This is a genomic window from Sphingomonas profundi, assembly GCF_009739515.1.
Taxonomy (GTDB): Bacteria; Pseudomonadota; Alphaproteobacteria; order Sphingomonadales; family Sphingomonadaceae; genus Alterirhizorhabdus; species Alterirhizorhabdus profundi.
Genome location: NZ_CP046535.1, coordinates 1,758,752 through 1,772,000 on the forward strand (window position 1 = coordinate 1,758,752; position 13,249 = coordinate 1,772,000).

Annotated in this window: 13 protein-coding genes and 1 pseudogene; 6 read left to right on the forward strand and 8 right to left on the reverse strand. The window is 72.5% G+C overall.

The features are described from left to right. Positions 1–18: 18 nt before the first annotated feature. Positions 19–234 carry a YqaE/Pmp3 family membrane protein gene (locus tag GNT64_RS08195; RefSeq protein ID WP_156679091.1) on the reverse strand — a complete coding sequence of 72 codons (216 nt, stop codon included), beginning with the start codon at positions 232–234 and terminating at the stop codon, positions 19–21. Continuing rightward, complete coding sequence (locus GNT64_RS08200) at positions 224–493, reverse strand: hypothetical protein (RefSeq protein ID WP_156679092.1); 270 nt, start codon at positions 491–493, stop codon at positions 224–226. Before GNT64_RS08200 ends, GNT64_RS08195 begins: the two co-directional genes overlap by 11 nt. Positions 494–645: 152 nt before the next feature. On the opposite strand from GNT64_RS08200, the gene rpmB reads away from it, so the two are divergent. Further along, positions 646–930, forward strand: a complete 285-nt coding sequence (gene rpmB / locus GNT64_RS08205; RefSeq protein WP_156679093.1) for a 50S ribosomal protein L28 — start codon at positions 646–648, stop codon at positions 928–930. Positions 931–1,021: 91 nt separating this feature from the next. Here the strand turns inward: rpmB and GNT64_RS08210 are convergent, their stop codons facing one another. Then, entirely contained in the window at positions 1,022–2,008 is a 987-nt protein-coding gene (locus GNT64_RS08210; RefSeq protein WP_156679094.1) for an esterase-like activity of phytase family protein, read from the reverse strand. A 198-nt stretch (positions 2,009–2,206) separates the two neighbouring features. Between GNT64_RS08210 and GNT64_RS08215 the strand changes: the two genes are divergently transcribed. From GNT64_RS08215 to GNT64_RS08230, 4 genes are all read left to right on the forward strand, one after another. Next, a complete protein-coding gene (locus GNT64_RS08215; protein WP_422396627.1) occupies positions 2,207–2,710 on the forward strand; it encodes a glycine zipper 2TM domain-containing protein in 504 nt (167 codons plus the stop codon). A gap of 209 nt (positions 2,711–2,919) precedes the next feature. After that, positions 2,920–3,618: an ABC transporter ATP-binding protein gene (locus tag GNT64_RS08220; RefSeq protein ID WP_231639376.1), complete on the forward strand. Its 699-nt coding sequence runs from the start codon at positions 2,920–2,922 to the stop codon at positions 3,616–3,618. Continuing rightward, positions 3,608–6,127, forward strand: coding sequence for an ABC transporter permease (locus tag GNT64_RS08225; RefSeq protein WP_156679096.1), 2,520 nt, complete (start codon positions 3,608–3,610; stop codon positions 6,125–6,127). The genes GNT64_RS08220 and GNT64_RS08225 overlap by 11 nt, the downstream gene beginning before the upstream one ends. Continuing rightward, complete coding sequence (locus GNT64_RS08230) at positions 6,127–7,203, forward strand: lipocalin-like domain-containing protein (RefSeq protein WP_156679097.1); 1,077 nt, start codon at positions 6,127–6,129, stop codon at positions 7,201–7,203. Before GNT64_RS08225 ends, GNT64_RS08230 begins: the two co-directional genes overlap by 1 nt. A 177-nt stretch (positions 7,204–7,380) precedes the next feature. Here GNT64_RS08230 and GNT64_RS08235 read toward each other — a convergent pair whose 3' ends face one another. Further along, positions 7,381–8,598 (reverse strand): polyhydroxyalkanoate depolymerase, encoded by a 1,218-nt coding sequence (locus GNT64_RS08235; RefSeq protein WP_156679098.1) that lies wholly within the window; start codon positions 8,596–8,598, stop codon positions 7,381–7,383. Positions 8,599–8,716: 118 nt separating this feature from the next. Between GNT64_RS08235 and GNT64_RS08240 the strand changes: the two genes are divergently transcribed. Next, positions 8,717–9,373: a glutathione S-transferase gene (locus tag GNT64_RS08240; protein WP_156679099.1), complete on the forward strand. Its 657-nt coding sequence runs from the start codon at positions 8,717–8,719 to the stop codon at positions 9,371–9,373. 21 nt (positions 9,374–9,394) lie between these two features. On the opposite strand, the gene GNT64_RS08245 is transcribed toward GNT64_RS08240, so the two are convergent. The 4 genes and pseudogenes from GNT64_RS08245 to GNT64_RS08260 form a co-directional block, all read right to left on the reverse strand. Further along, positions 9,395–10,174, reverse strand: a complete 780-nt coding sequence (locus GNT64_RS08245; RefSeq protein ID WP_197277318.1) for a glycosyltransferase family 2 protein — start codon at positions 10,172–10,174, stop codon at positions 9,395–9,397. Between the two features lie 46 nt (positions 10,175–10,220). Beyond that, positions 10,221–11,468, reverse strand: a complete 1,248-nt coding sequence (locus GNT64_RS08250) for an FAD-dependent monooxygenase (protein WP_231639378.1) — start codon at positions 11,466–11,468, stop codon at positions 10,221–10,223. Positions 11,469–11,499: 31 nt separating this feature from the next. Then, positions 11,500–12,465 carry a zinc transporter ZntB gene (locus GNT64_RS08255; RefSeq protein ID WP_156679101.1) on the reverse strand — a complete coding sequence of 322 codons (966 nt, stop codon included), beginning with the start codon at positions 12,463–12,465 and terminating at the stop codon, positions 11,500–11,502. Continuing rightward, positions 12,462–13,213 (reverse strand): annotated as a pseudogene (locus GNT64_RS08260) (precorrin-2 dehydrogenase/sirohydrochlorin ferrochelatase family protein). Before GNT64_RS08260 ends, GNT64_RS08255 begins: the two are co-directional and overlap by 4 nt. Positions 13,214–13,249: the final 36 nt, after the last annotated feature.

Consider the following 13,249-nt stretch of genomic DNA (forward strand, 5'->3'; position numbering starts at 1 on the left):
CCGGATAAGGCGAAGGCGCTAGGCGGTCCGTGCCCGTCGGATAAAGTCCGGCCGCAGCACCATTACCAGCGCGAATACGACTCCCGGCAGAAATCCCACGCAGGTGAGCGCCGCGGCGATCCAGAACGGCGCGCCCAATCCGTGCATCAGGTACACGCCGAGCGGCGGCAGCAGGAGCGCGGCGACGATGGCCGCCGCGCTCGCAGTTGCAGGAGTGGACGGCTTACTTGCCATCGGCCTTCTGCACGCCCACCACCGGAACGTCGATGCTCTCCTTCTTGGTGCCGACCTCGACCTTCGGCACGTCAACCGACGTCTCCTTGGTGCCGACCACCACCTTGCCCACGTCCGCATCGACGGACGGCGCGCGGCCACCCTCGACCGACACCTCCGGCAGCTTGCCGGCGTCGCCGCTGAGGTTGACGAAACCGGTCGCGACCGCGACGATGGCAAGCAACACGACGATGACGAGTGCGATGAGCGCTGCGCGCATATTATGCCCTTTCAGATTATGACGTGGCCTGAACGTACTCGCCCCGTAACGGTTGCACGTGTACCATGCATTCCGGCGGTCAGTTGACGAATCGTGCCCCTGACGTTATCCGCCGCGTCTTTCCGGGCAACCGAATAGCAGGACGATAAAGCATGGCGCGCATCTGCGAGCTGACCGGCAAGGGCCGGCAGGTGGGTCACAACGTATCCCACGCGAACAACAAGACGAAGCGGACGTTTTTGCCCAACCTGCAGAACGTCACCCTGCTGTCCGATGCGCTGGGCACCGGCGTGAAGCTGCGCGTGTCGACCCACGGCCTGCGCTCGGTCGAGCATGTCGGCGGGCTCGACAACTGGCTGCTGAAGACCTCGGATACCGATCTCTCGCTGCGTGCGCGTCGCCTGAAGCGCGATATCGCCAAGAAGATCGCCGCCTGATCGCCACCCCGGCCGCGGCCGGGGTGCATGACGGCAGAGAGCCGGCCGACGCCCGTGCGTCGGCCGGCTCTCTGCGTCGCGGTCGGTCGCGTCACCGATCCGGGTGCTCCGGGCCGAGATCGGCCGGCAGGGCAAACTTCATCAGCAGGGTCCGTTGCAGCGGGCTGAAATTGTCGTCGGAGGCGATCCACAGGATCAGCCGGCCGCCCTCGCGCGAAACCGCCATCGCCTCCATATTGTCCACCGTCAGCGGCGGCACCAGCTGCGCGATCTCCACGGCGGCGGATGCGTGGCCGGCGCGGATCGTCGCCGGATCGAACAGGCCGACGATCGCCGTCAGGCCCTGCATCAGACTAACGCGCCTATGCAGCAGCAGCAGCCGGCCGTCCGGCAGCTCGGTCGCGTCCGTCACCTTGTAGCCGGCCGGCGCGCGATAGCCGGCCAGGATCGGCGGCGGCCCGGCCTCCACCGGGTCGTGCCCGAACAGCAGCAGGGCGGTCGATCGCTCCGGCCCGGCGCCGCCTTCCGAGAAGATCAGGAAGCGGCCGTCGCGCAGGCGCACCATCGCCTCCGGCCCCTCATTCTGCGGCCAGCCGCGCATCGCCGCCGGCTCGGCATGGGCCTGCGCGCGCACCGCGCCGGCATCGTAGCGCCAAACGGCATTGTGATATTCGAAGCCGATCCAGATGCGGCCGGTCGCCGGATCGCGGGTCATCGATTCGGCGTCGCGATCCGATTTGCCCAGGCCGTCGCCCGGGCCGGCCGGCAGCGGCCCGCGCACCCGCCCCATCGGCACGCCACGCGCGAAGCCGATGTCGAACAGCGTTCCGGCATCGCTCGTCGCCAGCAGCCGCCCGTCGTTCCACACCATCGCGGAGAGGCCGCCGAAGCGGCTGTCGCTGCTCGCCAGCTCCCATCCGCCCAAATACCGCAGCCGTCCCACCCGCACCCTGGCCGGATCGGCGCGATCGAGCGCCACCGCCGTCGCCCGGATCGCCGGCGAGCTCAGCGGCGCCGAGGCGGAGGCGAGCACCACGAGCAGGCACAGGCCCACGATCGACAGGCAGATTGAACGCATGCCGCCCCCTTAGCGTTGATCGCCCACGATGCCCAACCTGAACGCCGGACATCTACCGCTTTGTGAACGGCGGCTAAATTCGGCGTTCAGCACGGGCTCACGCGAATCGCTGCAGAAGGGCGCCATGCCGAGGAGGTCTCGGTGCCGCCACGCGGCGGCCGCGACCCACGGGAACGGCTTTCGAGTCAGGAGACAGTCATGCTGGGCAAGACCATCACCCTTTCCGCCATCGCCGCCATGGCCGCCGCCGGCATGGTGCCGGCCGCAGCGCAGGCGCGGCCCTGGGATGGCGGCTACGCATCGGGCGGCTACGTGCAGCCGGTTCGCGGCGACCGCTATTATGGTCGCGGCGGCTATGGCGGGCGCGGCTACTACGGCGGCGATCGCGGCTATTACGGGCGCGGCTACGGCGGCGGCTATTATGGCGGGCGCGGCTACTATGACGGCCGGGGCTATTATGGCGGACGCGGCGGCTACTATGCCGATCGCGGCTATTACGGGCGCGGGCGGGGCTCTTACGGTCGCGGCTATCGCTGCCGCGACAACGGCACCGGCGGCACGATCATCGGCGCCATCGCTGGCGGCCTGCTCGGCAACGAGATCGGCCAGGGCCGCTACAATCGCGGCGACGGCACCACCGGCGCGATCCTTGGCGCCGGCGTCGGCGCGCTCGCCGGCCGCGCGATCGATCGCAACTGCTGAGGCTTCGCTCACGTATCTCAAGGATCCCTCGGGTGGCGTAACGAGGGCGGGGGTCGGTGCCTGCGAGGGCGCCGGCCCCCAAATGCGTGCACGCCACGGCGCCACCGATGCCGGCATGGAACCGAGCGCCGCCCGCCGCGCTTCACCGATTGCGAGCGGATGGAGGCGCGCATGACCCGCCTGCCCCGCCCCGAAACGCCCGATCGCCGGTGAGCCTCTCGCCGTCCGCGCCACTGCTTCAGGTGTCCGCCCTTACCAAGTCGGTGCCGGGCGGGCGGATGCTGTTCAGCGGGCTGAATCTGACGCTGGCCGGCGGCGCGCTGATCGCGATCGTGGGGGAGAGCGGCGTCGGCAAGTCGACCCTGCTCAACATCCTGGCCGGGCTCGACCGGCCGGATGCCGGCACCGTCGCCATCGAGGGCTGCGTGCTGGGCACGTTGGACGAAGGCGCGCTCACCCGGCTCAGGCGGGCGCGGGTCGGCTTCGTCTTCCAGGCCTTCCACATCCTGCCCTACCTCACGCTGCGGCAGAACGTCGCGCTGCCGCTGGCGCTCGTCTCGGCCGATCGCGCGATGGTGGCGGCGCGGGCGCAGGCGATGCTGGAGCGCGTCGGCCTCGGCGATCGGGGCGACGGCTATGCGCGCGATCTCTCCGGCGGCGAGCTGCAGCGCGTGGCGATCGCGCGGGCGCTGGTCCACCGCCCGGCGGTGATCCTGGCCGACGAGCCGACCGGCAACCTCGATCCGGAGACGGCCGGCCGCATCCTCGCCCTGTTCGCCGAGGCGGTGCGCGAACAGGGCGTGGCTGCCATCATCGTCACCCACTCGGCGGCGGCGGCGGCAATCGCCGATCGCACGCTCACCCTCACCGCCGCCGGCCTCGTTCCCGCGTCGCCCGATGCGGGCTGAGGCGGGCGGCCTGCTCGGCGCGCGGCTGGCGCTCGGCTGGCTGATCGGCGGGGAGTGGCGCGCCCATCCCGCCCGGCTGGCGCTGACGGCGGTGGCCATCGCCATCGGCGTCGCGCTCGGCTTCGCGGTCCACCTGGTCAACGGCTCGGCGCTGGCCTCGTTCGAGGGCGCGCTGAACACGGTGAACGGCGCGGCCGATCTGCAGGTGGCAGCCACCAGCCCGCTCGGCTTCGACGAGGCGCTCTATCCGCGCATCGCCGGAGCCGCCGGCGTCGGCGATGCCAGTCCGGTCGTCAGCCTCGCCGCGCGCGCGGGCAAGGCGGGCTTCACCCTGCTGGGGCTTGACGTGATCCGTGCCGCGCAGGTCACGCCGTCGCTCGTCGGCACCGCCCCCGCCGGCGTCGATCGCCGTGGCGACGCCGCCTTCGCCGAGGATGCGCTGTTCCTCTCCGCCGCCGCGATGCGGGCGCTCGCCGCCGGGCCTGGCGCGCGGGTGCGGGTGGTGGCGAACGGCCGCGCCGTGCCGCTGCGTGTCGCCGGCACCCTGCCCGGCGTGGCGGAGGGGCAGGCGATCGGCGTGATCGATATCGCCACCGCCCAGTGGCGCTTCGGCCGCCTCGGCCGGCTCGATCGCATCGACGTGAAGGCGGCGGGCACGCCGGATTTCGCCGCGCTGCTGCCGCCGGACGCCGTTCTCGCCACCGCCGCCAGCGCCGGCGCGCGCAGCGACGCGCTCTCCCGCGCGTACCGCGTCAATCTGGACATGCTGGCGCTCGTCGCTTTGCTCACCGGCGGCTTCCTCGTCTTCTCGGCCCAGTCGCTGTCGGTGGCGCGGCGGATGCGGGCGTTCGCGCTGCTCCGCACGCTCGGCCTGCCGCGCGGCGGCATCGTCGCGGCGGTGGCGCTGGAAGGTGCCGCGATCGGCATCGTCGGCGCGCTGCTGGGCCTTGGCGTCGGCTACGCGCTGGCCTCGGTGGCGCTCGATCGCTTCGGCGGCGATCTCGGCGCCGGCTACTTCGCCGGCGGATCGGTGCGGCTCGCCTTCGCGCCGTGGGCGGCGGCCGGCTTCTTCGCCCTGGGCCTCGCCGCAGCCGTGGCCGGCAGCGCGATCCCCGCCCGCCTTGCGGCCCGCGCCGCCCCGGCGGCGGCGCTGCGCAACACCGGCGACATCGTCGATCCGCGCGTGCCCGTGCCGTGGAAAGCGGCGGCGTCGCTGATCGTGGCGGGCGGGTTGGCGGCGCTGCTGCCGGCGGTGGGCGGCCTGCCGCTGTTCGGCTTCGTCAGCATCGCCCTGATCCTGGCGGGCGGCATCGCGGCGATGCCGTGGCTCGCCCGCGCCCTGCTCGGCCCCCTGGCGCGGCGCGGCCGTGGCGCGGTGCCGATGGCGCTCGCTTTGCGCCACCTGCACGGCGCGCCGGGGCAAGCGGCGACGGCGCTCTGCGGCATCGTCGCCAGCACCGCGCTGATGATCGCGATGGCGGTGATGGTCACGAGCTTTCGCGGCGCGGTGGACGACTGGCTGGGCCAGATCCTCTCGGCCGATCTCTATCTGCGGGCAGAGGGCGAGTCCGGCTTCGATCCGGCGGCGCAGGCGCGGCTGGCGGCCACCGCCGGCGTCGCCCGCATCGCCTTCAGCCGGCAGGTGCCGCTCGTCCTGGCGGCGGATCGCCCGCCGGTCACGCTGATCGCCCGGCCGGTGGCCACAGACGGCGCCGACCTCGCGCTGATCGATCGCGCGGCGATGCCGCCGGCGATCGAGGCAGGCAGCCTGCCCGTCTGGGTGTCCGAGCCGGCCGCCCGCCTCTATCGCTGGCGGGTGGGGCAGCGGATCGCGCTGCCGATCGGCGGACGCGCCGTGATCGCGGGCATCTGGCGCGATTACGCCCGGCAGCAGGGTGCGATCGTGATGCGCGACGCCGATTACGCCCGCGCCACCGGCGACGCCACGCGCAACGAGGCGGCGGTCACGCTGCGCCCCGGCGCCGATCCCGCCCGCGTCGGCGCAGGTCTGGTCGCACGCGTGCCGCCCGTGCTGGCGGGGCTGGTCACGGTGGCGCAGCCGGCTACGCTGCGGCGCTACGCGCTCGATCTGTTCGATCGCAGCTTCGCCGTCACCTATCTGCTGGAGGCGGTGGCGATCCTCGTCGGCCTCGCCGGCGTGGCCGCCACCATGTCCGCGCAGACGATCGCCCGCACGCGCGAGTTCGGCATGCTGCGCCACGTCGGCGTCTCGCGCCCGCAGATCGTGGCGATGCTGGCGAGCGAGGGCGCGCTGCTCGGCGCGATCGGCGGCGTCGCCGGCATCGCGCTGGGCGGCGGGCTGGCGGTGGTGCTGGTGCACGTCATCAACCCGCAGTCGTTCAACTGGACGATGGACCTGCGCGTGCCGTGGGGCACCGTCGGCTCGGTCGCGGCCGCGCTGGCGGTCGCCGCCGCCGGCACCGCCACGGTCGCCGGCCGCCGCGCGATCGCCGCCGATGCGGTGCGCATGGTGCGGGAGGATTGGTGATGCGGCGCGCGCTGCTGCCGCTCGCCGCCTTGGCGCTCTGCGGGGCGATGCCGCCGGCCTCCTATCCGCCGGCCTCCTATCCGGTGGTCCGCCCAGGCATCGCGTTGCGCTTCCCCGCCGATCATGGCGCCCACCCGGCCTTCCGCACCGAATGGTGGTACGTCACCGGCCTGCTGCGCACGGCGAACGGGCGCGACGTGGGGTTCCAGATCACCTTCTTCCGCACGCGACCGCAGACCGACGCCGCCAATCCCAGCCGCTTCGCCGCCGGACAGGTGCTGTTCGCTCACGCCGCCCTCTCCGATCCCGCGATCGGCCGGCTGCTGCACGCGGAGCGCGCCGCCCGCGCCGGCTTCGGCCTGGCCGCCGCTCGTATCGGCGACACCGACGTGCGCCTGCGCGACTGGCGGATGCGGCGGCTGGCCGATGGCCGCTTCGTCGCCACCGTCTCCTCGGCCGAGTTCGCGCTGTCGCTCACCCTCAACCCGCGCCAGCCGCCGCTGCCGCAGGGTGAGGGCGGCTACAGCCGCAAGGGGCCCGATCCGCGACAGGCGAGCTACTACTACTCGATCCCGCATCTGGCGGTGGCCGGCACGCTCACGCGGAACGGCCGCGCCGTGCCGGTCTTCGGCCGGGCCTGGCTCGATCGCGAATGGTCGTCGGACTATCTCGGCGGCGCCGCCGTGGGGTGGGACTGGACCGGCCTGAACCTGAACGACGGCGGCGCACTGATGGCCTTCCGCATCCGCGACAAGGCCGGTCGCGCGCTGTGGGCCGGCGGATCCTACCGCGGGCGCGACGGCCGCGTCGTTCGCCTGACGCCGGGCGACGTGCGCTTCACGCCCCTCACCCGCTGGCGCTCGCGCCGCACGGGCGCGGTCTATCCGGTGGCGCAGATGCTCAGCGTGCGCCTGCCCGGCGGCGTCCGCCACTATCGCCTGACACCCCTGTTCGCCGATCAGGAGCTGGACGGCCGGCGCAGCGGCATGCCGGTCTACTGGGAAGGCGCCGTCCGCACCGATGGCGGCAGCGGCTATCTGGAGCTGACCGGCTACGCCGCCCCGCTGAGCCTGTAGCGCAGCGTCGATTCTTGCATGCCGAACCGCTCATGCTGAGGAGGGGCTGAGCGAAGACGAAGACCCGTCTCGAAGCGCATGTCCCGAGGGTGCTTCGAGACGCCGCTTCGCCATGCTCAGCGGCCCTCAGCATGAGCGGCAAGTTTTAGATCCGCCTCGCTGAGCCTGTAGCACCGCTCACGCCATCGCCAGCACCAGGTTGCGGACCTGCGGATAGACCTGCGTGTCCCACCTGCGGCCGGCGAACACGCCATAGTGGCCGACGCCGGGTTGCAGGTGGTGCCGCTTCAGGTGCGGCCGCAGGCTGGAACACAGGCCATGTGCCGCCGCCGTCTGCCCCACCGCGCAGATGTCGTCGCGCTCCCCCTCCACCGTCAGCAGGGCGGTGCGCTGGATCGCCGCCGGGTTCACCGGGCGGCCGCGATGCGTCATCTCGCCCTTAGCCAGCAGCGCGCGCTGGAACACGATGTCCACCGTCTCCAGGTAGAATTCGGCGGTGAGATCCAGCACCGCATAATATTCCTCGTAGAAGTCCCTGATCTTCGCGGCCTCCACCAGCTCGCCATCGGCCAGGTGCTGGTAGAGCAGGCGGTGCTGGTCGCCGTGCCGCGCCATGTTCATCGACATGAAGGCGATCAGCTGGAGGAAGCCCGGATAGACCCGCCGCCCCCGCCCCTCGTAGCGCCACGGCACGCGCGAAATCAGCTGTCGCTCGAACCAGTCGAGCGGCTTGGAGGTGGCGAGATCGTTGACGACGGTGGGGGAGACGCGCACGTCCACCGGCCCGCCCATCAAGGTCATCGTGCGCGGCTGGGCGGGGTTCCTGTCCTCCGCCATGATGGCGACCGCGGCCAGGGTCGGCACGCACGGCTGGCACACCGCCAGCACGTTCGATCGCGGCCCCAGCCGCTCCAGGAAATCGATGATGTAGTCGGTATAATCGGCGAAGCCGAAGCGCCCGGCGGAGAGCGGCACGTCGCGCGCATTCTTCCAGTCGGTGATGTAGACGTCGTGGTCGCGCAGCAGGGTGCGCACCGTCTCGCGCAGCAGGGTGGCATAGTGGCCGGAGAGCGGCGCCACCACGAGCATCTTGGGCTGCGGCGCGGCGATGCCGTCCTTCGCGAAGTGCAGCAGGTCGCCGAACGGCAGGCTGGCCGCCACCTCCTCCCGCACCGGCACCGCCATGTTACCGGAGAGCACGGTGCCGATGCCGTAGCCGGGCCGGGCATGGGTGAAGCGCGTCTCCGCCACCATCTCGGCAAAGGCGAAGCCGCTCTGCATCACCGGCAGTTCGGCCACCGGCCCCAGCGTGTCCTTCAGCGAGAGCGCCGCCCGCGCCGCCAGCCGCAGCGGCTCCAGCGCGTCCTGCATGCCCTGATACACGCCGTACAACATGCGCATCCCCCGCACCGAACCGGAGCCTTCCCCTCGGCGCCGAATTCATGCACGCTACGCTGCGCTGCATCATGATCGAAAGCAAGCCGGTCGGAAACGATGGCGCGAAAGGGGACATATGGCGCGGGCTGAGCTTACCCTGTCGAGCCGAACCTACTCGGCCTGGTCGCTGCGCGGCTGGCTGCTCTGCCGCCTCGCCGGGCTTGAGGTTGACGAGAAGGCGGTGCCGATCAACGATCCCGCCAACCGGGCGGAGCTGCTGCTGCTCTCCCCTTCCGTCCTCGTGCCGCGGCTGACGCACGAAGGCGCCAGCGTGTGGGATACGCTGGCGATCGCCGAATATCTGCACGAGCTCTATCCCGATGCCGGCATGTACCCGGCGGACCGCATCGTCCGCGCGCACTGCCGCTCGGTCTCGGGCGAGATCCACTCAGGCTTCTCGAACCTGCGATCGGCCCTGCCGATGAACCTCAAGGTGAAGCATGATCGCTTTCCGATCTTCTCCGGCGCGAAACCGGATATCGAGCGGATCGAGGCGATCTGGCAGGATTGCCTGGCGCGCTACGGCGGCCCATTCCTGTTCGGCGACCGGCCAACGGTGGCGGACGCGATGTACGCGCCGGTGACGCAACGCTTCGTCGGCTATGCGGTGGCCGTGTCGGACGGGGCGGCGGCCTATTGCCGCACGATCGGCGCGTGGCCACCCATGGCCGAGTGGCTGGCCGCCGCTCTGGCAGAGCCGGAGGAGATGGAGGAGCTGGAGGTGGAGTTCTAGCGCGGCTCTAGCGCGCGCGCTTCAGCAGCCGATCACCACCCGCCCCGGCCCCAGCAAGGTCTGCCGGTCTATCGCCGGCGCCGCTTGGTGGAGCAGGCGGGAGGCATCGGCCAGCGCGGCCGGAAAGGTCGCCCGGTCCAGCGGGCGGAGATGCTCGATCGGCGTCGCGTCGATCACCCCGATCGGCCAGCCCTCGCGACGCGCCCGATCGGCCCACAGGATGTCGACGCCCCAGCCGTGCATCGTCTCCGGCACCGGCAGGATCGTGCGCGACAGCCCGGCGCGGATCGCCACCACCGGGCCGATCTCGACATAGCAGGTCCGTCGCGCCAGCGACGCGGCCCGGCGCTGCGTCACCGCGTAGGAGGCATAGGAGTGCATGCGGTGCGCCGGCTGCGCGAGCAGGAAGCCGGCCGCCTCGGCGGTGGCGATGAAGCGATCGACGAAGCCGGGCGGCAGCGCCACGTCGTCGTCGCAGACCAGCAGCCAGTCGCGGCCGCTCGCGGCGGCGGCCGCCTCGTTCAGCTTCACGCTGCGCCACAGTGCGCGATCGTCGACCCGCACCTCGATCCGGTGGCGGCACCGTTCCAGTTCGGCGACGATCGGAGCCACCGCCTGCGGGCGGGCGGGATCGGACGGCACCAGCACCACGATCGCGCGACCCGGGGGCTCCGGCGGCGACGCGCATGCGGAGAGCGCCGCGTCCAGCGCCAGATCGATGGCGCGCGCCCGCGCGGGATCGCGGAAGCGGATCGGATCGGCATAGCCGAAATCGCCGGCGAATAGCTCGTGCCGGGTCACGCCGCCACCTGCCGTCCGATACCCGGACAGAACCGCGGCGCCCCGCCTACGCCGCCATTCCCTGCAACAGCTTGGGCAGCGTGCCGGTCTCGCCCCGCGCCTCGGCCATGAAGCGACGCTTCAACGGGCCGATCCGCTCGACCGCGCCCAGGCCGAACCGCCGGGCCGCCGCCGCCGTCCGCCCCTTCACGCCGAACAGCCGGGTCAGCCCGTCCGTCGCCGCCGCCACCATGAAGGTATCGAGCGCGCGCCAGCGTTCGTAGCGCGCCAGCCCCTGCGCGTCGCCGGCATCCAGCCCCAGCCGGGCGCCGTCCACCAGCACCTCCACCAGCGCCGCCACGTCGCGGAAGCCCAGGTTCAGCCCCTGCCCGGCGATCGGATGGATGCCGTGGGCGGCATCGCCCACCAGCGCCAGCCGCGTGGCCGTGATCCGCGCCGCATGGTGGAAGCCGAGCGGATAGCTGCCGCGCGCGGACGGTGCCGAGATCGTGCCGAGCAGCCCGCCCATCCGCGCCTCCGCCTCCGCCGCGAAACCGCGGTCGCCCAGCGCCAACATGCCGGCCGCGTCGCCGCCCGCCACCGTCCACACCACGGCGGAGCGATGATGTCCCTCCTCATCGTCGATCAGCGGCAGGATGGCGAAGGGGCCGCTGGGATAGAATATCTCGTGGGCGATGCCGCCGTGCGGCCGCTCGTGCCGCACCGAGGCGATGATCGCGGCATGATCGTAGCGCCACTGCGCGACGTTGATGCCGGCGGCGGCCCGCGTCGGCGAGTTGCGCCCCTCCGCCCCCACCAGCAGCCGCGCGCCGATCGTGCGCCCGTCCGCCAGCGTCACCCGCACGCCGGCGGCGTCGCGCGTCACCGCATCCGGCCGCGCCGGCGTCAGCAGGGTGACGCCCGCCGCCGCTTCCGCCGCCGCGCGCAGGGCGGCGCGCAGCCGGCGATTCTCGAACATGATGCCCACGGCGCCGTCGTCCGCCGCGGGATCGAACATCAGCCCGCCCGGCGCCAGCCCGTCGCTCACCCGGATCGCGGCGATCGGGCAGCCCTGCCCGGCCAGCCGATCGCCCACGCCGATCGCCTCCAGCATCCGCCATGGCGCGCTCGCCACGGCGGAGGCGCGCCCGTCGAACCCGCTCGCCAGCATCGCCTGCGGATCGGCCGGATCGATCACCGCCGCCGACAGGCCGTGCGCATCCAGCGCGATGGCGAGCGTCAGGCCGACGAGGCCGCCGCCCAGGATGATCACGTCGTGCGTGCTTTCGATCATGCTGTCCATGTGCGCCGTCATGCCCGCCACGCCCCGGCGCCGCAACCGCGCGCTACTTCGCCAGCCAGTGCGCCCGCACGAAATAGGCGCTGATCACGGCCGCCAGCGCCATGCAGATCAGCACCAGGGCCTCGAACCCGTGCGGGTTGTTGGCGAAGGGTATGCCGCCCACGTTCATCCCGAACAGGCCGGTGATGAAGGTGAGCGGCAGGAAGATCAGCGCCACGATCGACAGCAGCAGCGCCCGCGTCTCGATCATCTCGGATCTGAGGTCGGTCAGCTGCTCGTGCAGCAGCGCCGATCGCTCGCGCACCGCCTCCAGCTCCTCGCCCATGCGGGCGAAGCGGTCGGCCGCGTCGCGCAGGTGCAGGCGGTCGTCATCCTCCAGCCAGCCGGCCTTCAGCGCCGCCAGCCGCTCCAGCGCCTGGCGCTGCGGCACCACGAAGCGGCGATAGTTGATCGCCAAGCTGCGCGCCCGGCCGATCTCCCGCCGGTTGCGCCACGCCCGGTCGGTGTCCAGCGTCTCCTCGCAAGCGTCGATCGAATCGCCCAGCGCGACGATCTCCGGATCGAGGCCCTCGGTGATCGCCACCGCGAAGGACGAGACGATGTCGCCGGGATCGCGGATGTCGCCCGCATCCATCCGCGCGCGCACATGCCCCATCGCCGCCAGCGACCGGTAGCTGAGCGAGATCACCCGCCCCCGCTCGGCCCACAGGCGGATGGAGACGAGCGGATCGGGGTCGTCCTCCGGCGTGTCGCTCAAGCCGCGCAGGTTGATGAGCGCACCGTCCTCGATCGCCTCGCAGCGCGGCCGCGTCTCCACCGCCGTCAGCGCATGCACCACCGGGTGGGAGAGGCCGGCCTCCTCCTCCAGCCAGCGTTTCTGCTCCTCGTCGCGCCCGTCGACGTGACACCAGACGAAGCAGTCCGGCGCGTCGGCCGGCGCCGCGCCCGCCTGCGCGTCGTTCCAGCCGACCCCGCCGTCGCTCTCCCGCCGCGCGCACCAGCTCTTCATCGCCGCTCCCAATCCACGTCGATCGTCAGCCCCTCACCCGTATAGACCGGCGGCGCGTCGCAGGCGATGCGAACCGCATCGGCCCGCGCGCGATCCAGAATGGCGGGCGGAACGTCGCTGCGGTGGTAGATCCGGTCCGCCTGCCCCAGCAGCCGCGCCGCCCGCAGGCTGAGCTCGTCCGGATCGGGCGAGCGCAGGCGGATCGTCTCGCGGCCGGTGCGCTGCGTTCCGCCAGCGTTCAGCCACGCGGCGACATCGGCCTCGTTCCCGTCGCAGAAGGGATCGAGGGGACCGCCCTCCGCCAGCGCCGCATCGATCGCCCGCCGCCGGTCGGCCGCCGCCGGCCACCGCGCGCGGACGGCCGGGCGGGCGGCGAACAGGCGCGCGGCCAGCGCGCCCAGGCCCGCCGGCAGCATCGCCTCCAGCCGCTGGCGCAATGCCTTGGCGAGCCCGGCGGAGGCGCCGCCGGTGCCGATCGCGATCAGCACCGGATCGCGATCGACGATCGCCGGCAGGGTGAAGTCGCACAGGTCCGGCCGGTCGACCGCGTTGACCAGGATGCCGCGCGCCCGCAGCCGCGCCACCGCCGCCTCGGGATCGTCGATCGCCACGATCGCCAGCGCGGCGTCGCCGTCCTCGCCCAGGATCACACCGCCGGCCCGCTCCAGCAGCCGCCGCTTGGCGGCGCCGCCTCGCCGTCGCCCAGCAGGATGACCGCGCGACCGTTCAGGCGCAGGAAGATCGGCAGGCTATGCGTGGCGCCCTCCTGTCCCGTCGTCGAAGC